The following is a 23,226-nucleotide window of genomic DNA, read 5'->3' as shown; positions in this document are numbered from 1 at the left end:
GCCCGCACCGGCGGGTCACAGCTCCTTGGCCGGCCAGTCCAGGAGCCGTGCCCCGATCGCCGCCGTCTGCAGCGTGAAGCGGTGCTGCGGATTTGTCGGATCGGTGCCGGTCAGCCGGTGGATGCGGTCGAGCCGGTAGGTCAGCGCGCGCACGCTCAGATTGAGCCGGCGCGCCGCCTGGGCCGACACGCACCCCGCCTCGAAGTAGGCGTGCAGGGTGTCCAGCAGGGGCTCCGCCCCTCCCCTCGCCTCCCGAAGCGGGCCGAGGGCGCTGCGCACCAGATCCGCCATGGCCTCGCGGTCCCGCGCGAGCACGGGGTAGACGAGCAGATCAGCGGCGAGCAGCACCGGCTCGTCGAGACCCATCCGCTTGGCGAGGTCGAGGGCGTTCAGCGCCTCCTCGTAGGAGCGGACCACGCCTCCCGCGCCCGAGTGCGGCCGCCCGATCGCGGCCTGCCCGCCGGTCGCCGCGTACGCCTGCTTGGCGAAGTACCGTACGACGTCCTCCTGGTCGCCGGGCACCACGCAGATCATCCGGTCGTCCTTGGTCGTCAGCAGGATCCGCCGGTCGCCGAAGCGGGCGAAGAGCGCCGCCTCGACCGTCCTGGTGACGGGATGGGTGTCGTCGTACGGTTCCACGCCCTCGGCGACACCGACCGCGTGCGCGTGCGCGAGCCGCAGCCCGAACCGCTCGGCCCGCTGGACGATGCGCCCGGGGTCGGAGCGTCCGTGCAGCAGGTCGTCGATGAACTCCCTCCGCGCCGCCTCCTCCTTGCGCACGGCCAGGCGCTGCGCCCGCTCGTACCCTTCCGCGAAGGCGTCCACGGCCTGCTCCACCGCGGCCAGGACCCGGTCCGGAGTGCTGGTGACCGGCCAGGCGACCCGAGTGGCCGTCAGATGGCTGATGACCAGGGACCGCAGGCCGTGCCCCGACGACGCGGCCTGTTCGCCGAGCGCACGCCGGCCGTCCACCTCGTCCCGGCTGAGACGCCTGCCGGTCCTGCCCACCTCGGCAAGGATCTCCGCGAAGCCCTCGAGATACGTCTCCGGTATCTCCCTCGTCGCCATCGTGCTCCCCCCTGCGACCACCCGTGCCACGCCCGGCCGCGGCGATTCGCCGCGGCCGGACGGCCTGCCGCACCGGCCGGCGCGGTGATCGCCTCCGTCACCCGCCGAATCGGCCGACCCGGCATCAAGAACGCGTTAAGACTGCCGGATTCCGGCAATGCGATCAAGCCGCTCGCCTTGCGACCATGAGGAGGCAGGAGGGCGAGGGGACGCCCTGCTGCGATGAACCGGCAATGACGAAGCGGGGGCGGATCATGAGCGAGTTCCTGTCGGCCGTGGCCGTCTTTCCGACCGCGTTGTTCAGCGCGGCCCTCGTCGTGGTCGTCGCCTTCTGGCTGCTGGTGCTCTTCGGCGCCGTCGAACACGACATGTTCGACTCCGATGCCGAGGCCGCGGGCGCCGGCAGCACGGGGCTCGGCGGCGTGCCGATCACCGTGGCCGTGTCGCTCCTGGTCACGATCGCGTGGTTCACCTGCCTCGCCGGGGCGCTGCCGCTGCGCGGCTCCGGCCTCACCGGAGTGCCCTACGCGGCCACGGCCTGCGCGATCCTGCTGGCGGCGGTCTTCCTCTCCTGGCACGCCACTCTGCGGCTGGTCCGTGTGCTGGCCACACTCTTCCCCGACGAACCCGGGCCGTCCCGGCACGACTTCGTCGGTCTGACGTGCACCATCCGCACCGGGCGGGTGGACGGGCGCTTCGGCCAGGCCGAAGTCGCGGCACCGGACGGCTCCACCGCGGTCGTACAGGTGCGGCAGGCGGCCCATGAGAGCGAGACACTCGCCCTCGGCGCCACGGGGCTCCTGTACGCGTACGACGAGGACGGCGAGTTCTTCTGGGTGTCGCCGTCCTCCCCGTACGGCGAACTCCCCGGCATCGACAGCCCCGCCGCCGCCTGACCGGGCGCAGAGGCCTCGCCGTCTTCATGACCCTTCCGGGTCTGGTGCTCGTGCCGGTGGTGATCGCCTTCGGCGCCCTGCTGCTGCGCGACGAAGAGGAGGACGGCGCCCCGCCCAACCGGTCCGCGGTGGACCGCGGCGGCGGACGCGCGGTGATCCGCCTCCCCGGGGCCGGAGGCCGCTTCGCGCAGGACGGTGCCCGGCCGTGCGCCGTCTCAGTAGCGTTCGGTGAGATGCTCCCGGCCGGCGGGCGGTTCGTACGGCTCCGGCCAGAAGTCCGTGATGGTGGTGATCCTGCCCTGCGCGTCCCCGCCGAAGAAGGTGATGGCGTGCATCTCCTCCGGCCCGACCGTGGCGCGTATCCAGGAGACGACCTGGTCGCCGTCCGCCACGAGGCGCTCGACGCGCACGTGCCAGTCGCCCGGGTACTCACGGTAGAAGCGGAGGAAGGCCTCCTTGCCGCGTATGCGTTCGCGGGTCTGGGGGAGGTCGTAGACGACGTCGTCGGCGAGGGTGGACGCGACGGTGCGCCAGTCCCTCGCCTCGGTCGCGGACCAGTGTCTGTCGACCGTGCCGCGGAGATCGGCCGACGCGGTCGATGAACCGTGTGCAGTCATACGGCGAGTCTGCACCCCACCACCGACAACGGGGCTCCGCCCACCGTTCCGCCCCCCGAGTTGTCCACAGGCGCGAGGTTATCCACAGGCAGGGGATGGAAGCGCGGGCTTTCCGGTTTGATGGAGGGCATGAACGCCGCAGAGACCACACCCGGCATGCCCGGCATGCCCGACTGGGAGAAGCGCTTCCGGGCGCCCCGTGTCTCCCTCCCCGACTGGGCCGAGCACGCTCCGGACCGCTCCCTCTTCGTGTCGAACGCCACCGGGACGTACGAGCTGTACGCATGGGACCGGGCCACCGGCGCGCAGCGCCAGGTCACGGACCGGCCGAACGGCACCACGGAGGGCGTCCTCTCGCCTGACGGCGAGGCCGTCTGGTGGTTCTCGGACACCGACGGGGACGAGTTCGGGATCTGGATGCGGCAGCCGTTCGCCGGCGGGGAGGACCTGCCCGCCGTCCCGGGCCTTGCCGCCTCGTATCCGGCCGGCCTCGCGATAGGGCGGGACGGCACCGCGGTGATCGGCAGATCGACGGACGAGGACGGCACGACGATCCATGTCGTCCGTCCCGGGGAGCCCCCCGTGGAGGTCTACCGGCACAGGGAGTCGGCCGGTGTCGGGGATCTGTCCCACGACGGGACGCTGTTCGCGATCGAGCACACCGAGCACGGCGACGCGATGCACTCCGCGCTCCGCGTCCTGCGCCTGGACGGCTCGGTGGTGGCCGAGCTCGACGACACGCAGGACGGCACGGCGGAGCTGGGTCTCGAGGTCCTCGGCTTCCCGCCGGTCGACGGCGACACCCGACTCCTCGTGGGGCACCAGCGGCGTGGCCGCTGGGAGCCGATGATCTGGGACGTGGCGAGCGGTGAGCAGACCCCGCTCGCGGTGGACCTGCCCGGCGACGTGAGCGCCGAGTGGTATCCGGACGGCTCCGCGCTGCTGGTGGTGCACAGCTTCGAGGCGCGCGGCGAGCTGTGGCGCTACGACCTGGCGTCCGGGGAGCTCACCCGGATCGCGACCCCCGCCGGATCGGTGTCGCAGGCGACCGCGCGTCCCGACCACTCCATCGAGTACCTGTGGTCGTCCGCCGCCGAGCCGCCGCAGGTCCGTTCGACGCGGGGCGGCGTCGTCCTCGATCCCCCGGGCATGAGGGCCCCCTCCTCCGTCCCCGTCGAGGACGTGTGGGTGGAGGGCCCCGGCGGCCGGGTCCACGCCCTGGTCCAGCGGCCGGCGGGAGCGAGCGGTCCGCTGCCGACGGTGTTCGAGATCCACGGCGGCCCCGCCTGGCACGACAGCGACTCCTTCACCGCCGGCCCAGCCGCCTGGGTGGACCACGGATACGCGGTGGTCCGGGTCAACTACCGCGGCTCGACCGGGTACGGACGGGAGTGGACGGACGCCCTCAAGCACCGCGTGGGCCTGATCGAGCTGGAGGACATCGCCGCGGTACGGGAGTGGGCGGTCGGCTCCGGTCTCGCCGATCCCGCGAAGCTGGTGCTGTCGGGCGGCTCCTGGGGCGGTTATCTGACGCTGCTCGGGCTCGGCACCCAGCCGGACGTCTGGGCGATCGGGCTGGCCGCGGTACCGGTCGCGGACTACGTCACCGCGTACCACGACGAGATGGAGGCCCTGAAGGCCCTGGACCGCACGCTCCTCGGCGGCACCCCCGAGGAGGTGCCCGAGCGTTTCGCCGCGTCGTCCCCGCTGACGTATGTCGACGCGGTCCGCGCGCCGGTGTACATCTCGGCCGGCGTCAACGACCCGAGGTGCCCGATCCGCCAGGTCGAGAACTACGTCGACCGCCTGGTGGCCCGGAGCGCGGTCCACGAGGTCTACCGGTACGACGCCGGCCACGGCTCGCTCGTGGTGGAGGAGCGCATCAAGCAGGTGCGGATGGAGATCGCCTTCGCCGAACGGCATCTGGCGGGCGCCGGCATACGTCCCGAGGAGGGCGCGCAGTCGGCGGGCGCGGCATAGGGCGGGCCGAGCGGCGGCAGGGGACGGCCCGGCGGGGCCCGGGCCGTCCCCTGGCGGGCCCCGGGACAAGACCGGCCGGGCGCGTTCCGTACCGTGGAGGGGTGTACCGATTCCTGCTGACGCCCCGCTGGTGGGGGATCAACGTCTTCGTACTCCTGGCGATCCCGTTCTGCGTCTTCATGGGCTCGTGGCAGCTGGGCAGGTTCGAGGACCGGGTCGACAGTCACCGGGAAGCGGAGCAGCGCCCCGACGCCCGGCAGCAGGAGGCGGCGCCGCTCGCCGACCTGCTGCCCGTGGACAAGGAGACGTCGGGCCGGCAGGCCACGGCCTCCGGCCGCTACGGCGAGCAGTTCATCGTCCCCGAGCGCCGGCTGGACGGGAAGCCCGGGTCGTACGTGCTGACGCTCCTGCGGACGGAGAGCGGCAAGACGCTCCCCGTGGTCCGCGGATGGCTCCCGCAGGGCGGCACCGCGCCGTCGGCACCGGCGGGCGAGGTGACGGTGACGGGACTGCTCCAGGCGTCCGAGACACCCGGTACCGACGGCGCCCACACGGCGGGCGGGCTGCCCTCCGGCCAGCTGGGGATCATCAGCGCGGCGTCGCTGGTGAACCTCGTGCCGGACGAGGTGTACGACGCGTGGGTCACGCTGACGGAGGCGGACAGCGGGCTGACGGCGGTACCGGCGTCGGCCCCGGAGAACAGCGGCCTGGATCTGAAGGCCTTCCAGAACCTCGGGTACACCGGGGAGTGGTTCGTCTTCGCCGGGTTCGTCCTGTTCATGTGGTTCCGGCTGGTGCGGCGCGAGGCGGAGGCCGTACGGGACCGGGAACTCGGGCTCACCCCCGACATGTCCTGACCTCTCGGGGCCGCCCACCGGAGCCTGCCGGGACCGTCTGCGAGGGGGCCACCGGCCGGGGGGCCACCGGCCAAGGGTCCGTCTGCGGAGGGGCCGCCCCGGCGTGAACCGGCATCGGGCAAGCGCCCCGCACCCCTCAGCGGCGGCCCGTCACCGCTCGTGACCGCTGCACCCGGGCGCCCGGCGCGTCAGGTCCGGCGCCTCTCGTCCGGCGCGTCTCGCCCGGCGCTCCTGCCCCTGGCCCGCTCGCGCGCTCGCGCACCGCCCACCGGCCCGTCCCGATCCTGGCCGGCTCGCACGCTCGCGCACCGCCCACCGGCCCGTCCGCGTTCGGACGCGCGACCACATGCCCGGCACGGCTCCGACCCGTCCCGGTCCTCCGGGGCGGAAGGGCCCTACGCGCCCGGGAGGATCCCGGTGTAGTAGACGGTGCCGGAGCAGGCGTTGCCGATGGTCGTCTGGGCGCTCGGCGCACCCGCGCCGGCCACGTGCGACACCGCGACGCTGCCGTCCTTGACCCCGTCCTCGGTGATCAGCTGCGTCTGGACGCCGTCCGACGAGGTCCCGGTGTCGGTCCCCTCCCCGCTGCCCGTGCCCGCCGTGCCGCCGCCGGCACCGCCGCTGCCCCCGTCGGAGGGCGTCGGGTCCGGCGAGGCGCCCGTGGTGGGACAGGTGTCCGACGGGATCCAGGCGAACTTCACCTCGTACGCCGAGGACGGCGTCAGCACGATGCTGGAGACCTCGGCCGAGGGGTCCGGCAGACCGCCGGCCGGGTCGCCCGAGGTGTGTCCCACCGCGCCGACGCGGGCCGGGTCGGCAGCCCCGAGCGCGGTGACGCCGACCGAGCCGGCGCCGGTCACCACGCAGTCGGACGAGGAGACGTTGGCGATGCGGAAGGTGCCGTAGACCTTGCCCTCGGCGTCGGGCAGGTTCGTCCCGGCGGAGGCGACACCGAGCTGGGACGCGGTGCACGCCGACGGCTGCGCGCCCGCGGCGCCCGGCGTCCGGGCCTCACCCGAGGTGCCGTCCGCGGCTCCTTCGTCGCCGCCGTCACCCGGTGAGGGGCTCGTCGCGTCCTGCCCGTCGGAGCCCGGTCCGCTGCCGGTCGTAGGGTTCAGCGGGTCGCGGTCGCCGCCGGTGGCGCCCGGCTCGTTGCCGGTGCCGCCCTGGGCCTGCTGTCCGTGTCCGGCGTTGACCGGGTTGGCGCCGTCGGCGGAGCCCGAGTTCGCGACATGGACGAAGGCGGGCACGGCGGTGCCGACCAGCAGGACCGCGGCCGCGGCGCCGACCAGCGCCTGGCGCTTGCGCGCCCGCCGGGCGGGGACCGCGCGGCGCAGATGGTCGAGCGCGCCGTCCGAGGGCGTGATGTCCTCCACGACGCCGTGGAGCATCCGGCGCAGGGCCTCCTCGTCACCCGCGAGCCCCGGCAGGGCCGTCAGGTCCGCCTCCCGCGATCCTCCGGCGCCGGAGGTATCCGGTGCCGTGTCCGCGCCGGGTCCCTCGAGGTCGCCCGCGTTGCTGTCCTTGCCGAGGCCGCCCGGCTCGCGTTCCGGCCCGTTTCCCACTGTTCCGTTCCCCGTCAGATCGTTCGAGGACCCCTCCGGCCCCTGCCGGCCGGGCCCGCGTCCGTGCCCGCTCATGCCGTGGCCTCCATCGCGACGCGCAGTGCCGCGATGCCCCGCGAACCGTACGCCTTCACCGAGCCGAGCGATATGCCCAGCGTCTCGGCCACCTGCGCCTCGGTCATGTCGGCGAAGTACCGCAGGACCAGCACCTCCCGCTGCCGCCGCTGGAGTCCGCGCATCGCCTTGATCAGGGCGTCCCGCTCCAACTGGTCGTAGGCGCCTTCCTCGGCGCTCGCCATGTCGGGCATCGGCTTGGAGAGCAGCTTGAGCCCGAGGATCCGCCGCCGCAGGGCCGACCGCGAGAGGTTGACCACCGTCTGACGGAGGTACGCGAGCGTCTTCTCCGGCTCCCGTACGCGGCTGCGCGCCGAGTGCACCCGGATGAAGGCTTCCTGCACCACGTCCTCGCAGGAGGCGGTGTCGTCCAGGAGCAGAGCGGCGAGACCGAGCAGCGACCGGTAGTGGGCGCGGTAGGTCTCGGTGAGGTGGTCGACGGTGGTACCGGCTGCCATGACCTCGTCAGTGCCCTGCCGCTGTGCGGGCAGCCGCGTGGTCCGTGGCGCGGGGACGGGTGCGATCACCGGCATGCCGCCGGACGGGCGGGGTCTGCGGATCGGGCGCACCACTGCGCCGCCGATCGGGACCACCCTTGCGATGTCGAGAACCTCTGCCACGCCTGTTGGACACGCTTCCCCCCGTCAGGGTTGTACGCGTACGCCATCGCTTTTGGCGATCCACCCCATGCCGTCATGCGCACCCGATCTTCCCCAAAGCCCCAATGTCATCGCACCACAGCGAGGCGTCCGCAAAGACGCGTCCCGCCCAACTGCCGGTTGCAACAAGGAGGGAAGCGAATAATCGAACACTCGGACGCCCCAGTTCAAGTGGTTCAGACCATCGTTTCGATCACAGGGCGTCCACAGATCCTACAAACTCCCACGGACACCCCGCCCCGGAATAAGGACGGTCGACGGGCAGGGACGGCCGGCCCCGGGAATCCGGCCCGGCCGCCGTCCGGCCGGGGGCCTTCAGCCGCCGAGCTCCGCCGCGATCATCTCCGCGATCTGGGCCGAGTTCAGCGCCGCGCCCTTGCGCAGGTTGTCCCCGCAGAGGAAGAGGCCGAGCGCCGTGGGGTCGTCCGGGGCGCGCCGCACCCGTCCGACCCAGGTCGGATCGGTGCCCACAGCGTCCGCGGGCGTGGGGAAGTCGCCCGCCTCCGGGTCGTCGCAGAGCACGATCCCCGGGGAGGTCGCGAGGATCTCGTGGGCCCTCTCGACCGTGACCTCGCGCTCGAAGCGCGCGTGGACGGCCAGGGAGTGCGCCGTCAGGACGGGCACCCGCACGCAGGTGGCCGCCACCATCAGGCCGGGCAGTCCGAGGATCTTGCGGGTCTCGGAGCGCAGTCCCAGCTCCTCCGAGGACCAGCCCCCGTCCAGCGGGGTGCCGGCCCACGGGACGACGTTGAGCGCGACCGGGGCCTCGAAGGGCCCGAGGTCGTCCCCCACGGCCCGGCGCACGTCCCCGGGCGCCACGCCGAGTTCGGTGCCGGCGACGAGGGACAGCTGGGCGCGGAGCGCGACCACCGCGTCCCGGCCGGCGCCGCTGACGGCCTGGTACGACGAGAGCACCAGCTCACGCAGCCCGAACTCCGCGTGCAGAGCCCCCACGGCGGGCACCAGCGTCAGCGTGGTGTCGTGGGGGCTCGCGACGATGCCGCGCGGGCGGACCCGCACGGAGTGGGGATTGACCTCGGGGACGGCCAGGGGCACGTCGGGGTCCATCCGGAAGGCCGGGGAGCTGTCCACGACCACCGTGCCCCGGGCGACGGCGATCGGCGCCCAGCGCTCGGACACCTCGGCCGGCACCAGGAAGAGCGCCACGTCGATGCCGTCGAAGACGTCCTCGTCGAGCGCCACGACCTCGCACTCCTCGCCGCGGACGGCCAGCTTGCGGCCGGCCGAGCGGGGGGAGGCGACGAGCCGGATCTCGCCCCAGACGTCGGCGTGCTGCGACAGGATCTGGAGCATCACCGCGCCGGCGGCCCCGGTCGCTCCCACGACCGCGAGCCCCGGCTTGGACGCTCCCCGGGCGGGGCGCACGCTCACCGGCGTGCGCCTCCGCGCCCGCCGGTCATCGCCCGGTGCCGCCGTAGACGACCGCCTCGTCGGAGTCGGAGTCGAGACCGAACGCGGTGTGCACGGCGCGCACCGCCTCGTTGACGTCGTCGGCCCGGGTGACCACCGAGATGCGGATCTCGGAGGTGGAGATCAGCTCGATGTTCACACCGGCGTCGGACAGCGCCTCGAAGAAGGACGCGGTCACACCGGGATTGGTCTTCATGCCCGCGCCGACCAGGGAGATCTTGCCGATCTGGTCGTCGTAGCGCAGCGAGTCGAAGCCGATGGCCGCCTTCTGCTTCTCCAGGGCGGACATCGCCTTGGCACCGTCCGTCTTGGGCAGCGTGAAGGAGATGTCGGTCAGGGCCGTGGTGGCCGCCGAGACGTTCTGCACGACCATGTCGATGTTGATCTCGGCATCGGCGATGGTGCGGAAGATGGCCGCGGCCTCGCCCGGCTTGTCCGGCACGCCGACGACCGTGACCTTGGCCTCGGAGACGTCGTGGGCGACTCCGGAGATGATGGCGTGCTCCACCTTCTGATCCCCTCGCGGTTCGTTGCTGACCCACGTGCCGCGGAGCCCCGAGAACGAGGACCGGACGTGGATCGGGATGTTGTAACGGCGTGCGTACTCGACGCACCGGTGCAGCAGCACCTTGGAGCCGGAGGCGGCGAGCTCCAGCATGTCCTCGGAGGAGATCCAGTCGATCTTCTTCGCCTTCTTGACGACCCGGGGGTCGGCGGTGAAGACGCCGTCGACGTCGGTGTAGATCTCGCAGACCTCGGCGTCCAGCGCCGCCGCAAGGGCGACGGCGGTCGTGTCCGACCCGCCGCGGCCGAGCGTGGTGATGTCCTTCTTGTCCTGGGACACACCCTGGAAGCCGGCCACGATGGCGATGTTGCCCTCGTCGAGCGCCGTACGGATCCGGCCCGGCGTCACATCGATGATGCGCGCTTTGTTGTGGACGGAGTCGGTGATGACGCCTGCCTGGCTGCCGGTGAACGACTGGGCCTCGTGGCCCAGGTTTTTGATCGCCATGGCCAGCAGGGCCATGGAGATCCGCTCTCCGGCGGTCAGCAGCATGTCGAATTCTCGCCCGGCAGGGATCGGGGATACCTGCTCGGCGAGATCGATCAGCTCGTCCGTCGTGTCGCCCATCGCCGAAACCACGACGACCACCTGGTGGCCGTTCTTCTTGGCATCGACGATTCGCTTGGCGACACGCTTGATGCCCTCGGCATCGGCGACGGAGGAGCCTCCGTACTTCTGCACGACAAGGCCCACGTGCGCTCCTCGCTCGGTCTTCTGCAGTCATTACTGCGGTCGGCTCAGTCTATCGAGCAGCCCGGAATCGCCCGTTCTTTGTCACATGGTGAGATGTCCCGCTCACGACGTGATCCCGCACGATCCCTGGGCTGCCCGCAGGGGGCCACTGCCCCGGCCCCCGGGCGCTACGCGGAAATGTGCGCCACATCACCTGCCGACCGCACCGCGCAGTCCGCGGTGCGGCCCCCGGCCGGGGAGAGCGGCGTGGCTCAGCGGACCCTGCGCAGGCCCAGCGGGGCGGCGATCTCCTCGACCATGACCTTGCCGGCCTCCTCGGCCAGCACGTCGTCGGTGAGGTCCTCGTCGGTGTCGAGGCCGTCCAGCTCGGCCAGCGGCTGGTCGAGGCGCACATGGGCGACGAGCGACAGCAGCGCGCGGAGCGTCGCGGAGGCGGTCGGGCCCCAGTTGGAGAAGTACGAGAACTGCCACCACCACAGCGCCTCGGTGGTCCGGCCGGCCCGGTAGTGGGCGAGGCCGTGGCGCAGGTCGGTGACGATGTCGGCGAGGCTGTCGGAGATCCGCGAGGGCACCGGGGCCTTGCGCGGCTCGTAGGGGTCGAAGACCTCGGAGAACACGTCGATCGGGTCGAGGAGGACGGCGAAGCGCTCGCGCAGGTCGTCGACGTCGACGTCCGGGCCCGTGTCCGGCTCGTAGCGCTCCTCGGGGACGATGTCCTCGTGCGCGCCGAGGCGGCCGCCGGTCAGCAGCAGCTGGGAGACCTCCAGCAGCAGGAACGGCACCGCACTGTCCGGCTCGTCGCCCTTGGCGACCTCGGTGGTCGCCACGATGAAGGACTCGATGGAGTCGGCGATCTGGACCGCGAAGTCGTCCGGGTCCTGATCGACGGCGTGCAGCATGGCGTCAGACATCGAGCAGTCGTCTCCCCTCGAAGGCACGCCCGAGGGTGACCTCGTCGGCGTATTCCAAGTCTCCCCCTACCGGGAGACCGCTGGCCAGCCGCGTGACGGTGAGTCCCATCGGCTTCACCATGCGTGCGAGGTACGTGGCGGTCGCCTCGCCCTCCAGATTGGGGTCCGTGGCCAGGATGAGCTCGGTCACCGCGCCGTCGGCGAGACGGGCCAGGAGCTCACGGATGCGCAGGTCGTCGGGGCCGACGCCCTCGATGGGGCTGATGGCTCCGCCGAGGACGTGGTACCGGCCGCGGAACTCACGGGTCCGCTCGATGGCCACGACGTCCTTGGGCTCCTCCACGACGCAGATGACCGACAGGTCGCGGCGGGGGTCCCGGCAGATGTTGCACTGCTCCTGCTGGGCCACGTTGCCGCAGACCGCGCAGAACCGGACCTTGTCCTTGACCTCGAGCAGTGCGTGCGCGAGACGGCGGACGTCCGTGGGCTCGGCCTGGAGGATGTGGAAGGCGATCCGCTGCGCGCTCTTGGGCCCGACGCCGGGCAGCCTGCCCAGTTCGTCGATGAGGTCCTGAACCACGCCTTCGTACAACGGAACGCCTTTCCTTGCCTGCGTACGGCTAACGGTAGTTGGTGGAGGTTGCGCTTAGAAGACGCCCGACCGAGCCCTTGGCGACCGCCGTGGGACCGGGCCGCGCCGCGGGCCGGGCCGCAGGCGTCAGAAGGGCAGGCCGGGCATGCCGCCGAGGCCCTGCGCGAGCGGGCCGAGCTTGTCCTGCTGGAGCTGCTGGGCGTTCTCGTTCGCGGCCTGCACGGCGGCGACGACCAGGTCGGCGAGGGTCTCCGTGTCGTCCGGGTCGACGGCCTCGGGCGAGATGACGAGACCGCGCAGTTCGCCGGAGCCGTTGACGGTGGCCTTCACCAGGCCGCCGCCCGCCTGCCCCTCGACCTCGGTCTGCGCCAGCTCCTCCTGGGCACGGGCGAGATCCTGCTGCATCTTCTGGGCCTGCTGGAGCAACTGCTGCATGTTGGGCTGCCCACCACCGGGAATCACGGCCACTCCTGTCGCTTCGTCCGTCCGCTGCTTCGGTACGGCCGAGCCTACGTGGTGCCGGGGCACGGTGCCCAAGCCGCCCGCGGCAACTCTTTCGGGTGAGAGACACCCGCCGCGACCAGGCTCCACTACCTGATCAAGACCCCCGTGCGGGCGGAAATACGGGGATCCGCGGCGCAGGGCCCTCCATTCGGCGGTATGAAGGGGGCGTGCGCGGAACGTACGGATCAGAACGCACGCGCGCCCTGTACATCACACGGTGTAACGTCACCACCTTTTGAGGACATATTCCGTCAGCCCGCAAGGTAGAGGAGCGCACCGGTGAGCCAGCCGGAGATGCAGCCCGGGGGGTCGGCCCGGGAGGAGGGCGGCAAGGTGCCGCTCGGTGACCTGACGGGGCGGGCGTTCCCGCTGGGTGACTGGGGTGAGCCGGCGGCCCGGCTCGACGAGCTCTACCGCTGGGTGGAGACCGACGCGCTGCGGACCGCCGACTGGTACCTCTCGGACCGCACCCGCAAGCGCCGCTACGCCCGGCTGCTGCGCCTGGGCACCGCGGCGGGTCTGGTGGCCGGCGCGGGCCTGCCGCTGCTGGACCTCGCCGGCGCGGTCGGCTCGGGGGCGCCCTGGGGATACCTGGCGCTGCTGGTGGCCGCCGCGTGCGTGGCCTGCGACCGCTACTTCGGGCTGACCGCGGGCTGGATGCGGGACGTGGCCACCGCGCAGGCGGTGCAGCGCAGGCTCCAGGCGCTGCAGTTCGACTGGGCGTCCGAGAGCGTGCGCGAGGTGCTCGGCCCCACCGAGGGCACTGCGGCGGAGGCCGCGGAGCGCTGCCTGGGGGTGCTGCGCAGGTTCTCCGAGGACGTGGCGGACCTGGTCCGTACGGAGACGTCGGACTGGATGAGCGACTTCCGGGTCCGGGGGCCGGCCCCGCTGTCGCTGTCGCCGCTGCCCCCGCGGCCGGAGACGGGTGCGCCGGGCCAGGCGGCCGGGGTCATCCAGGGGCGCTTCCCGCTGCCGCCGTCCGCCCGGCCGAACATGCCGCGTCAGCGGCCCCCGGAGCCGCCCCGCTGATCCGCCCACGGGTGCCCGCGCGCGACCCGGTGTCCGGGACGCACGCCGCCCCTCCCGGCGGGCGGGAGGGGCGGACGGGCGGGAGAGCGGGCGGGGCGGCGGAAGCGGATCAGCCGAGGCCGAGCACCGCCGCCGTGCGGTCCGCCATGGCGGCCTCACCCGCGGCGTTGGGGTGGACCGGCACGATGTTCGTGCCGAAGAGCAGCGGCTCGATCCAACGGGTGCCCGCCGGGCTGCAGGCGTCGTGGCCCTCGGACGCCGCCGCCATGTCGACGAACGTCGCGCCGGTCGCGTCCGCGGCCCGCTCGACCGCGCTGTTCAGATCGGCCTGCATCTGCCGCAGGTAGGGCACGTCGCCCTTGGCGATCGGCAGCTTGAGGAAGCAGCCCGGGACGCTCTGCCGCGGCACGATCCACGGGTAGCCCAGGATCGCCACCCGCGCCTTCGGCGAGCGCGCCCTGATCTCGTCCAGGGCCGCCTTGATCGCCGGATACGTCTTCTGCTCGATGTCGTCGGAGAAGCTGCTGCCGTAGGTGTCCTTGCACGGGCTGCCGAAACCGGCGGTGAGGACGCCCAGGCCGCCGCAGGCGACGATGGCGCTGATGAAGGTGTTGTTGTCGTTGCCGCCGATGGTCAGCGTGACGAGGTCGGTGTCGCCGCGCAGGGCGTCGAACTGCGGTGACACGCCCGGGTACTGGGCCGTGGCGAAGTGCTCCGTCTTCGCCCCGCCGCAGGTGACGTCGGTGAAGTCGGCGCCCGTCCGGTCGGCGAGCAGGTTGGGGTAGTTCCTCGTCGTGCGGGCGCACAGCAGCGAGGCGGACGGGTCCAGGGGCAGCACACCGGAGCCTGCGCTGTAACTGTCGCCGAGGGCGACGTAGTCCAGCGGATCGGACGCGGCCTGGGCGGGGGCGGCGGCGCCGAGGCCGAGGGCGGCGATCGCGGCGGAGGCGACGACGGCCGACAGGACGCGGTTCGTGGCACGGAACGGCATGGGGGGCGCTCCTTCAGGTGACGGGTGCGGCGGCTTCGAACGGGGGACCCCGGGCATGGTCCGGCGCCCCCGGGCACCGGCCCGCGCGGCCACGGCCTGTCCCCCGAGGGCGCGTTCACCCGATCGGTCCGGGAAGCGTACGGGCGCCGCCGCCCCGCGGCTTCTGTGACGGAGCCCCAACTCCCGCCGCGTATTTCGTGTGCCGTCACGGGCGCCGGGCGGGCGACCTGTGCTGGGCCCGGGCACGAGGGCGGCCCCGGACGGGAGGTCCGGGGCCGCCGTGGGCATCCGGCCGGGCCGGTGCCGCAGTCTCCTGACGAACGGTCAGTAGATGTACTGATAGCGCTGCCAGCCCGAGGTGAACTTCACCTTGGCGGCGAAGCTCCTGGTGCCGGTCAGGCCGGTCGCCGCGTAACGGTAGACGTCTCCGGCGGCGTCGACGCCGATCAGGTCGGCCCGGCCGTCGCCGGTCATGTCACCGGGGGAGGCGAGGTGGGTGTAGGTGCTCCAGCCGCCGCCGATCAGGACCGGGGTGCCGAACGGCTTGGTGGCCGATCCGGTGCCCGGGTACAGGTAGAGCTCGCCGTCGTAGGTCCGGGCGACGAGGTCGGGACGGCCGTCGCCGCTGTGGTCACCGCCGCTGACCAGCTGGTCGTAGACGCCCCAGCCGCCCCCGACCCGCACCCGGGTGTCGAGCCAGTTCTCGTAGGTGAGCCGGTCGCTCCTGTGCAGGTGGAGGGAGCCCTCGAAGTCCCGTCCCACCACGTCGCCCTTGCCGTCGCCGGTGAGGTCGCCGGGGCCGACGAGGAACTCGTAGGAGTTCCACTCCTCGCCCTCGCCGAGCCATCCGACACCGTCCGCGTAGGCGTAGCCGGGACCGATCTCGACGAGGTCGGCCTCGCCCTTCTCGTCCAGCGCGGAGCTCAGCGTCCCGTGGAAGTAGCCCTTCTCGTTGGTGCCCCGCAGTTCGGGCGCGCCGAAGGTGCCGTCGGAGAGCGCGCGCCGCACCTCGATGCGGTTCGCGTCGTCGAAGGTCACCAGCTCGTGCTTGCCGTAGGCGGGCACACCGCCGCCGCCCGCGTACAGCAGGACGTTCTGACCGCCGGTGCCGACCGTCTGGCGGGCGGCGAACCTGCCGCCCGTGGAGGCGAGATAGCGGTAGACGGTGCCGTCCGGGGTGCGCGCGAGCAGGTCGGCGCGGCCGTCGGCGTTCAGGTCGTCGGCGGCCACCAGCTGGTTGAACATCTGGTAGCCGTAGCCGACCTTGACCCGGGCCTTGAAGGGCGCGCCGGTCGCGGAGCCGGTGCCCTGGTAGAAGTACAGGTCTCCCGAGACGGTCCGGGCGAGGACGTCGCCGATGCGGTCGCCGTCGAGGTCGCCGGTGCCGACCAGCTGGTCGTACACCTGCCAGCCGCCGCCGACCTCGGCGCGGGCACCGAAGAGGCCCGATCCGCCGTTGCTGCGGTAGAGGTGGAGCATGCCCGCGGGGGTGCGGCCCAGCAGGTCCGGCCGTCCGTCGCCGGTGACGTCGCCCGGCGAGAGGATCTTGTTGAACATCTGCCAGCCGGGACCGACGGGGTACGCCTGGGTGGTGCCCGACGTGCCGGACGCCTCGTAGACGGCCAGGTCCCCGTTGGACCACAGGACGGCGAGGTCCGGGGCGGAGGTGCCCTGGATGGTGCCGAGCGGGACGATCTCCTTCGGCTTGTTCCCGACGCCGGTGACGTGCGAACCGACCGTGAACGGCTGAGTGGTGCCGTCGGCGCTGAGCGTGATGGTGGTCGTGCCGTCCGCCCGCTGGACGATGCGGTCGGTGACGCCGTCGCCGTCGACGTCGTAGCGCGGCGTGGCGGCGGCGGCGGGGGCCGCCACGGCCGGGCTCGCCGCCTGGGAGCCGACCAGCGCGGTGGCGACGGTGCCCGCCACCACCGAGGCGGCGACGACGGCGCGCAGCCGGGACGTACGTGAACGGATCAAGAAACCCTCCCCATGAACTCCGCGCGCACGACGCGCGGACCGCGGACCACGGGCCCGTCGTGCAGGTCCCCACCCAGTACCGGGCCGTGTCCGGAAGCGGGCGGAGCTTAGCAGCCGGGAGAGGATTCACGCGCTCCGTTTCCTCCGCCGGGGCCGCACTCCCGACCGCCGCGGCCCGGTGGCGCCGACGGCCACCCGGCGGACCCCGGTGACGCGGCCGCCGACCGCCACGGTCCCGGGCTCTCCGTGACGGCGCGGCGGGCGGCTCAGCGCCGTCGGCCGGAGGCCAGCGCGCGGGTCACGATCGGCGGCAGCACCTCCCGGGCCACGCGCCGCGCCGTCACGGAGAGCCCGGGACCGTGGCGGTCGGCGGCCGCGTCACCGGGGTCCGCCGGGTGGCCGTCGGCGCCACCGGGCCGCGGCGGTCGGGAGTGCGGCCCCGGCGGAGGAAACGGAGCGCGTGAATCCTCTCCCGGCTGCTAAGCTCCGCCCGCTTCCGGACACGGCCCGGTACTGGGTGGGGACCTGCACGACGGGCCCGTGGTCCGCGGTCCGCGCGTCGTGCCTATCCTTCCTCCGACCGCCGGACATGCGGGGGTTCAGGCACGGGGGAGGGCCGGATGGCCATGGAACAGCTGGTGCCCGGGGATCCGCGCACCATCGGCGACTACCGGCTGCTGGGCCGGCTGGGCGCGGGCGGCGCCGGGGCGGTGGTGAGGGTCGTGGGGCCGTCCGGGGCGTCGTCGGTGCCCGGCTGCTCGTACTCCAGCAACTCGACGGCGTGCCGCCCCAGTTGCGCGACCAGCGCGGCCGGGAGCCACGGCTCGGAGTCCGGCCGCCGTGCCGCGGCCGTGCGCTCCAGGACCTCCGGCAGCCCGGGCCGCTCCGCCGGGTCCTTGCGCAGGCAGTCGCGCACCAGGTCGCGCAGGCCGCCGGGGACGCCGTCCAGCGACGGCTCCTCCTGCGCGATGCGGTACATCTGCGCGTGCACGCCGGTCCCGGACGTGCCGAACGGCAGCCGTCCGGTCGCCGCGAACACCAGCACGGAGCCGAGGCAGAAGACGTCGCAGGCGGCGGTGACCCGGTCGCCGCGTATCTGCTCGGACGACATGAAGCCGGGGGAGCCGATGAGCGCGCCGGTGCGCGTCAGGCCGCCGTCGGTGACCGTCTCCAGGGCACGGGCGATGCCGAAGTCGATGACCCGCGGGCCGTCGATCGTGATCAGGACGTTCGACGGCTTGAGGTCCCGGTGGATCAGCCCGGCCGCGTGGATGCCGGTCAGCGCGTGTGCCAGGCCGGAGGCCAGGACGGCGGTGCTGCGCTCCGGCAGCGGGCCGTGCTGCGCCACCACGGTGTGCAGGGCGGGGCCCGCGACGTACCCGGTGGCCACCCAGGGGACCGCCGCCTCCGTGTCGGCGTCGAGGACGGGGGCGGTCCACTGCCCGCCGATGCGGCGGGCGGCGAGGACCTCCAGCCGGAAGCGCTCGCGGAACTCCTCCTGCGCGGCCAGTTCCCGGCGCACCAGCTTCACGGCGGCGGTCCGCCCCCGGCCGGAGCGCGCCAGGTAGACCTGGCCCATGCCGCCCGCGCCCAGCCGGCCCAGCAGCCGGTAGTCGCCGATGGTGCGCGGATCCCCGGGCACCAGCTGTTCCATGGCCATCCGGCCCTCCCCCGTGCCTGAACCCCCGCATGTCCGGCGGTCGGAGGAAGGATAGGCCGCCGGGAGCGAGCCCCGTCAGCCCGCGAGGGGCGCCCGCGGCCGTGCGTACCGCGCCGGCCGTCCGCGTGGGTACGGACGGCCGGCGGGACACGCGGGTGCCCCCGTGGCTCGGTCGGCGCCGGGTTTCCGGTTCGTGCCGGTGCCGGTGCCGGTGCCGGTGCCGGACCGCGGCTCAGTCGGCGTCCGGCTCCCGGTCCGAGCCGGTGCCGATCGCGTCCATCGCCCGCGACAGCCGCTCCAGCACGCGCACGGTCTCCGCGAACTCCCGTTCCCCCAGCTCCTCCAGGAGCCGGTGGGCCAGGGCGGAATGGCCGGGGCCGAGCCGCCGGACGGCCTCCTGGCCGGCGTCGGTGGCGTGGAGCAGCTTGGCGCGGCGGTGTGCCGGGTTGTCGCCGTACGCGGCGAGACCCTGGGCCACGAGGACGTCGGCGATGCGCTGGACGCTCTGGCGGGTGATGCCCATGCTCCGGGCCACCCCGGCGACGGTCGCCGGCTCGCGCACCACGGCCCCGAGGACCTGCCAGCGGGCCGCCGTCAGCCCCGCCTCGCGGGCGATGCCGTCCGAGACGGAGACGAAATGGCCGTTGAGCCGGAAGACCCCGAGGGCGGTGCGGGTGAGCAGTTCCCGGGGGTCCCGGGGGTCCCTGGGGTCCCTGGGGCGGGATCGCGCCGCCTCGCCGTCGTCGCCGTTCGCGTTCATGACGCAAGGATCTCGTACGCCGCGGGGTCCGAGTCGTGGAACAGCCGGTACCAGGCCTCCAGACGCGGGCCGTCGTAGACGCCGAGCCGGGCGAAGACCTCGCGGGCGAAGGCGACGGGCTCCGTCGGTCCGGCGGTGATCAGATCGCCGTCGGTGACCGCGTCGGCCTCCCGGTAGTGCGCGCCGCCCGCGTAGCCCGTCGCCTCCAGGTAGAACGACACGGCACTCGTGTGCGCCCGGTCGTCGAGCAGACCCTCGCGGGCGAGGCCGGCGGTCGCTCCGCAGATCGCGGCGACCGGGACGCCCGCAGCCAGGAAGGCGCGGGCCTTCGCGGCGAACGGGGTGAGCTCGTCCCCGGTGTCCCAGAGCGCGGCGCCCGTCAGGATCAGCAGCGCGCTGTCGTCCGGGTCCAGGTCGCCGAGGGCGAGATCGGGGGTGATGCGGAGGCCGCCCATGGTGGTGACCGGGGCGGTGGTGGCGCCGACGGTCCGCACGGTGAAGCCGTTCTGGGTGAGATGGGCCGTGGTGTGGCCCGTCTCCCAGTCGGCATAGGTGTCGTACACGGCCAGATGGACGGTGGTACGGGACATGGTGCCCTCCTCGACGCTCGGCCTCGATGCCGGCGGTCCGCCGTGATGCCGGCGTCCCGCCTTTATGACAACATGCTGTCATGACGACAATATGCTGTCAATTGATTCCGGTGCGGCCCGACACCCTGCCCAGATAACGGCCCGACTCCATACAAGGTGGCCATGTCGGCCCCCGCCGGCGCCTCCTTACGCTGAGCCGCATGACCCCTCATGTGCCTCACGCCGATCCGCAGGCCGGTGCCGCCGTCAAGGCGGCGGACCGCGCCCATGTGTTCCACTCCTGGTCCGCCCAGGGCCTGATCGACCCGCTCGCCGTCGCAGGCGCCGAGGGGGCGTACTTCTGGGACTACGACGGCAACCGCTACCTCGACTTCACCAGCGGCCTCGTCTACACCAACATCGGCTACCAGCATCCGCGGGTCGTCGCGGCGATCCAGGAGCAGGCGGGCAAGCTCGCCACCTTCGCGCCCGCGTTCGCGATCGAGGCACGCTCCGAGGCCGCGCGGCTGATCGCCGGGCGCACCCCGGGCGACCTGGACAAGATCTTCTTCACCAACGGCGGCGCCGAGGCGGTCGAGCACGCCATCCGCATGGCCCGGTTGCACACGGGCCGCCCGAAGGTGCTCTCGGCCTACCGCTCGTACCACGGGGGCACCGCCACCGCGATCAACATCACCGGCGACCCGCGCCGCTGGGCCAGCGACAGCGGCACGGCCGGCGTCGTCCACTTCTGGGGGCCGTTCCTCTACCGCTCGCCGTTCTACTCCGCCACCGAGGAGGAGGAGTGCGCGCGGGCGCTCGCGCACCTGGAGGACACCATCGCCTTCGAGGGGCCGGGGACGATCGCGGCGATCATCCTGGAGACGGTCCCCGGAACCGCGGGCATCATGACGCCCCCGCCCGGCTATCTGGCCGGCGTCCGCGAGATCTGCGACCGTCACGGGATCGTCTTCGTGCTCGACGAGGTCATGGCCGGATTCGGCCGGACCGGCCGGTGGTTCGCCGCCGAGCACCACGGCGTCGTGCCGGACCTGATGACCTTCGCCAAGGGCGTCAACTCCGGCTATGTGCCGCTCGGCGGTGTGGCGATCTCCGGCCGGATCGCCGCCACCTTCGACAAGCGCCCCTACCCCGGCGGCCTCACCTACTCCGGGCACCCCCTGGCATGTGCCGCGGCGGTCGCCACCATCCAGGTGATGGAGGACGAGAAGGTCGTCGAGAACGCGGCGGCACTCGGCGAGAACGTCATCGGCCCCGCCCTGCGCGAACTGGCGGAGCGCCACCCCTCGGTGGGCGAGGTGCGCGGCACGGGCATGTTCTGGGCGCTCGACCTGGTCCGCGACCGCGAGACCCGTGAACCGCTCGTCCCCTACAACGCGACGGGCGAGGCGAACGCGCCGATGGCGGCGTTCGCCTCGGCGTGCCGGAGCAACGGCCTGTGGCCGTTCGTCAACATGAACCGCACCCATGTGGTCCCGGCCTGCACCATCACGGAGGCGGAGGCCAAGGAGGGCATCGCCGCCCTGGACGCGGCGCTCGCCGTGGCGGACGAGCACACGGTGTAGCCCCGGCAGGAGGCCGCACGGGGCCGGGTCCGCGCAGCCGCGGACCCGGCCCCGTCCTGTGCCGTCCTTGCCGGCGGCCGCCGAACCGCGCCACGGATCCTGCCTCTCCGTACATCCTTCGTCACGTCTCGCGCGTCTTCAGCGGTGCCAGCTTCCCCGCACCGCCGTCCCCTGCTGACGGGCGCGCACCCGCGCGCCGTGCCGGACCGGGGCGGTCGTGCGGGGTGACACCCTTCGAGGGGGGACTGTGACTTCCATGGAATCCGGCCGTGTCCCGGCCGGTTCGCGAACGGACGGCCGCGTCCGGGTACGCGTCGCCGCCTGCACCGCACTGGCCCTGGCCGCCGGCGTGCTGCTGTCGGCTCCGGGCGCTCGGGCCGACGCGCACCCGGGACCCCATCGCGGGGTCCAGCGCCCCGCGGCGGACGTACGGCTGCCCGGCATCGACGCGCTCCGCACGGATGCCGGCGCCGGCGCCGCCTTCGGCGCCCGCGACGCAGCCGCCGCGCCGCGCAGCGACGTGGACGGCGACGGCCTGTCCGACATGATCGTGCAGGACGCCAACGGGGTCGTGCAGGTGTCGACCGGCGACACCGCCCACGAACTGGTCCACGACGACGGACAGGGCTCCGCGTACCAGGTCTACAAGGACGTCTTCTCCACCGCCGGGCTGCGCACCGACGGCCCGGTCCACTTCACGCTGTCGGCGTCCGGCCGTCTGTCGGCGTACGCCAACGACGCCTACACCCCGTCCCGTTACTGGTCGGGCGGCGGCTGGCAGATCTACAACAAGGTCTTCTCGCCCGGCGACCTCACCGGTGACGGCGCCGGCGACGTGCTCGCCCGCACCTTCGCCGGCGCGCTGTACCTGTACCCGGGGACGGCCGGCGACGGCCCCCCGCTCGGCGGCCGCACCCTGGTCGGCGGCGGCTGGAACCAGTTCGACCAGCTCGTCGGCATGAACGACGTCGACGACGACGGCATCGCCGACCTGTTCGCCCGGAACACCGCGGGCGAGCTGTACTTCTACCGCGGCACCGGGGAGGCGGCCCGGCCCTTCGAGGGCAAGGTCCTGGTCGGCTCGGGCTGGAACATGTTCAACGCGCTGTTCAGCATCGACGACCTCGACGCCGACGGCCGCGCCGACCTCCTCGCCCGCACGGTGGGCGGCGCCCTCTACCGCTACAGCTCCACGGGCGCCGGCGGATTCACGTCCCGGGTGCAGATCGATACGGGCTGGAACGCCGTCAACCAGTTCGCCAACGCCGGAAACGTGTCCCACTGGGGCAAGGAGGACCTCGCGGCGCTGGACGCCAAGGGCACGCTCTGGTGGTACCTCGACCGGAACGACGGCACCTTCTCCGCACGTGAGCAGATCAGCGGCATCGGCGGGTGGAAGGGCGCCGTCATCACGGTGACCTCGTCCCTGGACGACGACAGCTATCCCGAGATTCTCCAGCTCTGGGAGGGCGGTCTGTACACCTACGGCGTCGACGGCGACGCCTACCGCATCGGTGGTGGCTGGGGTGTGTACAACACCCTGGTGGGTCCGGGCGACCTGTCGGGTGACGGCAAGGGCGACCTGGTCGCGCGGGACGGTTCGGGGACGCTCTACCTGTACCGGGGCAACGGCTACGGCACGGGCTTCGCGTCGAAGCAGAAGGTGGGCACGGGCTGGGGCCGGTTCGACGCCCTGCTCGGTGCCGGTGACCTCTCCGGTGACGGGCGTGCGGACCTGGTCGCGCGGGCCGGGGACGGCAGGCTGTACCTCTACGAGGGGACGGGCAACGCGGCGAGCCCGTTCCGGGGGAAGAAGCTGATCGGCTCCGGCTGGGGCTCCTTCACCGCACTGGCGGCGCCGGGCGACATGAACGGCGACGGCCGCGCGGACCTGGTGGCGCGCGGCGGCAACGGCACGCTCCACCGCTACGACGCGGACGGCAAGGGCAACTTCAGGCCCAGGGCCACCGTCGGCTCCGGCTGGAACACCTACTCCGGCCTGTACTGACCCGCCCGCCCGGGGACGCCGSCGGCGTCCCCGGGCCGCGGCGCCCCTGGGACACGGCGCTCCTGCCGTCCCCGGCCCGCGCGACCAGGTCCGCACGCCCGTCACCGGAGAGGTCACCGGCACCGAGCAGGGCGTCGAACCGGCCCCAGCCCGTGCCCACCTTCTGCTTCGACGCGAAGCCCGTGCCGTAGCCG

Annotated in this window: 20 protein-coding genes; 6 read left to right on the top strand and 14 right to left on the bottom strand. The window is 73.1% G+C overall.

The window, feature by feature from the left end; translation table 11 throughout:
- Window positions 1–15: 15 nt before the first annotated feature.
- The gene (locus EAO77_RS08355; RefSeq protein ID WP_147987403.1) at window positions 16–1,068 is read right to left on the bottom strand and encodes a PucR family transcriptional regulator; all 1,053 of its coding nucleotides are present in this window, start codon (window positions 1,066–1,068) and stop codon (window positions 16–18) included.
- Window positions 1,069–1,301: 233 nt separating this feature from the next.
- On the opposite strand from EAO77_RS08355, the gene EAO77_RS08350 reads away from it, so the two are divergent.
- On the top strand, window positions 1,302–1,964 hold the full coding sequence (locus tag EAO77_RS08350; protein WP_261993843.1) for a hypothetical protein: 663 nt from the start codon (window positions 1,302–1,304) through the stop codon (window positions 1,962–1,964).
- 215 nt (window positions 1,965–2,179) lie between these two features.
- Here EAO77_RS08350 and EAO77_RS08345 read toward each other — a convergent pair whose 3' ends face one another.
- Window positions 2,180–2,581, bottom strand: a complete 402-nt coding sequence (locus EAO77_RS08345) for a nuclear transport factor 2 family protein (RefSeq protein ID WP_147987402.1) — start codon at window positions 2,579–2,581, stop codon at window positions 2,180–2,182.
- A gap of 120 nt (window positions 2,582–2,701) precedes the next feature.
- Between EAO77_RS08345 and EAO77_RS08340 the strand changes: the two genes are divergently transcribed.
- Both EAO77_RS08340 and EAO77_RS08335 read left to right on the top strand, forming a co-directional pair.
- Window positions 2,702–4,561, top strand: a complete 1,860-nt coding sequence (locus EAO77_RS08340; RefSeq protein WP_147987401.1) for a S9 family peptidase — start codon at window positions 2,702–2,704, stop codon at window positions 4,559–4,561.
- 101 nt (window positions 4,562–4,662) lie between these two features.
- The gene (locus EAO77_RS08335; protein WP_147987400.1) at window positions 4,663–5,418 is read left to right on the top strand and encodes an SURF1 family protein; all 756 of its coding nucleotides are present in this window, start codon (window positions 4,663–4,665) and stop codon (window positions 5,416–5,418) included.
- A 395-nt stretch (window positions 5,419–5,813) separates the two neighbouring features.
- Here EAO77_RS08335 and EAO77_RS08330 read toward each other — a convergent pair whose 3' ends face one another.
- The 7 genes from EAO77_RS08330 to EAO77_RS08300 form a co-directional block, all read right to left on the bottom strand.
- A complete protein-coding gene (locus EAO77_RS08330) occupies window positions 5,814–6,983 on the bottom strand; it encodes a hypothetical protein (RefSeq protein ID WP_261993842.1) in 1,170 nt (389 codons plus the stop codon).
- Between the two features lie 71 nt (window positions 6,984–7,054).
- Window positions 7,055–7,717, bottom strand: coding sequence for a SigE family RNA polymerase sigma factor (locus EAO77_RS08325; protein ID WP_147987399.1), 663 nt, complete (start codon window positions 7,715–7,717; stop codon window positions 7,055–7,057).
- Window positions 7,718–8,071: 354 nt separating this feature from the next.
- Window positions 8,072–9,148, bottom strand: a complete 1,077-nt coding sequence (locus EAO77_RS08320) for an aspartate-semialdehyde dehydrogenase (protein WP_147987398.1) — start codon at window positions 9,146–9,148, stop codon at window positions 8,072–8,074.
- 25 nt (window positions 9,149–9,173) lie between these two features.
- The gene (locus EAO77_RS08315; protein ID WP_147987397.1) at window positions 9,174–10,445 is read right to left on the bottom strand and encodes an aspartate kinase; all 1,272 of its coding nucleotides are present in this window, start codon (window positions 10,443–10,445) and stop codon (window positions 9,174–9,176) included.
- A gap of 251 nt (window positions 10,446–10,696) precedes the next feature.
- Window positions 10,697–11,356, bottom strand: a complete 660-nt coding sequence (locus EAO77_RS08310; protein ID WP_147987396.1) for a DUF5063 domain-containing protein — start codon at window positions 11,354–11,356, stop codon at window positions 10,697–10,699.
- A complete protein-coding gene (gene recR / locus EAO77_RS08305) occupies window positions 11,349–11,948 on the bottom strand; it encodes a recombination mediator RecR (protein ID WP_147987395.1) in 600 nt (199 codons plus the stop codon). The genes EAO77_RS08310 and recR overlap by 8 nt, the downstream gene beginning before the upstream one ends.
- A 126-nt stretch (window positions 11,949–12,074) precedes the next feature.
- Window positions 12,075–12,410, bottom strand: a complete 336-nt coding sequence (locus EAO77_RS08300) for a YbaB/EbfC family nucleoid-associated protein (RefSeq protein WP_147987394.1) — start codon at window positions 12,408–12,410, stop codon at window positions 12,075–12,077.
- A gap of 321 nt (window positions 12,411–12,731) precedes the next feature.
- Between EAO77_RS08300 and EAO77_RS08295 the strand changes: the two genes are divergently transcribed.
- On the top strand, window positions 12,732–13,481 hold the full coding sequence (locus EAO77_RS08295) for an SLATT domain-containing protein (RefSeq protein ID WP_147987393.1): 750 nt from the start codon (window positions 12,732–12,734) through the stop codon (window positions 13,479–13,481).
- A 109-nt stretch (window positions 13,482–13,590) separates the two neighbouring features.
- On the opposite strand, the gene EAO77_RS08290 is transcribed toward EAO77_RS08295, so the two are convergent.
- The 5 genes from EAO77_RS08290 to EAO77_RS08270 all read right to left on the bottom strand — a co-directional run bounded on the left by EAO77_RS08290 (window position 13,591) and on the right by EAO77_RS08270 (window position 19,459).
- A complete protein-coding gene (locus tag EAO77_RS08290) occupies window positions 13,591–14,472 on the bottom strand; it encodes an SGNH/GDSL hydrolase family protein (RefSeq protein WP_147987392.1) in 882 nt (293 codons plus the stop codon).
- A 324-nt stretch (window positions 14,473–14,796) separates the two neighbouring features.
- On the bottom strand, window positions 14,797–16,449 hold the full coding sequence (locus EAO77_RS08285) for an FG-GAP repeat domain-containing protein (RefSeq protein ID WP_147987391.1): 1,653 nt from the start codon (window positions 16,447–16,449) through the stop codon (window positions 14,797–14,799).
- A 667-nt stretch (window positions 16,450–17,116) separates the two neighbouring features.
- The gene (locus EAO77_RS08280) at window positions 17,117–18,109 is read right to left on the bottom strand and encodes a serine/threonine-protein kinase (RefSeq protein ID WP_410088336.1); all 993 of its coding nucleotides are present in this window, start codon (window positions 18,107–18,109) and stop codon (window positions 17,117–17,119) included.
- Window positions 18,110–18,341: 232 nt separating this feature from the next.
- Complete coding sequence (locus tag EAO77_RS08275) at window positions 18,342–18,869, bottom strand: MarR family winged helix-turn-helix transcriptional regulator (protein WP_147987390.1); 528 nt, start codon at window positions 18,867–18,869, stop codon at window positions 18,342–18,344.
- Window positions 18,866–19,459 carry a DJ-1/PfpI family protein gene (locus EAO77_RS08270; protein ID WP_147987389.1) on the bottom strand — a complete coding sequence of 198 codons (594 nt, stop codon included), beginning with the start codon at window positions 19,457–19,459 and terminating at the stop codon, window positions 18,866–18,868. The genes EAO77_RS08275 and EAO77_RS08270 overlap by 4 nt, the downstream gene beginning before the upstream one ends.
- A gap of 200 nt (window positions 19,460–19,659) precedes the next feature.
- Between EAO77_RS08270 and EAO77_RS08265 the strand changes: the two genes are divergently transcribed.
- Both EAO77_RS08265 and EAO77_RS08260 read left to right on the top strand, forming a co-directional pair.
- Window positions 19,660–21,024: an aspartate aminotransferase family protein gene (locus EAO77_RS08265; protein ID WP_147987388.1), complete on the top strand. Its 1,365-nt coding sequence runs from the start codon at window positions 19,660–19,662 to the stop codon at window positions 21,022–21,024.
- Between the two features lie 256 nt (window positions 21,025–21,280).
- Window positions 21,281–23,032 carry an FG-GAP-like repeat-containing protein gene (locus EAO77_RS08260; RefSeq protein WP_261993841.1) on the top strand — a complete coding sequence of 584 codons (1,752 nt, stop codon included), beginning with the start codon at window positions 21,281–21,283 and terminating at the stop codon, window positions 23,030–23,032.
- Window positions 23,033–23,226 lie beyond the last annotated feature (194 nt).

Source organism: Streptomyces sp. T39 (assembly GCF_008042045.1).
GTDB lineage: Bacteria > Actinomycetota > Actinomycetes > Streptomycetales > Streptomycetaceae > Streptomyces.
Note: the sequence above shows the minus strand (reverse complement) of the source record. Positions and strands in the feature narration are given on the sequence as shown.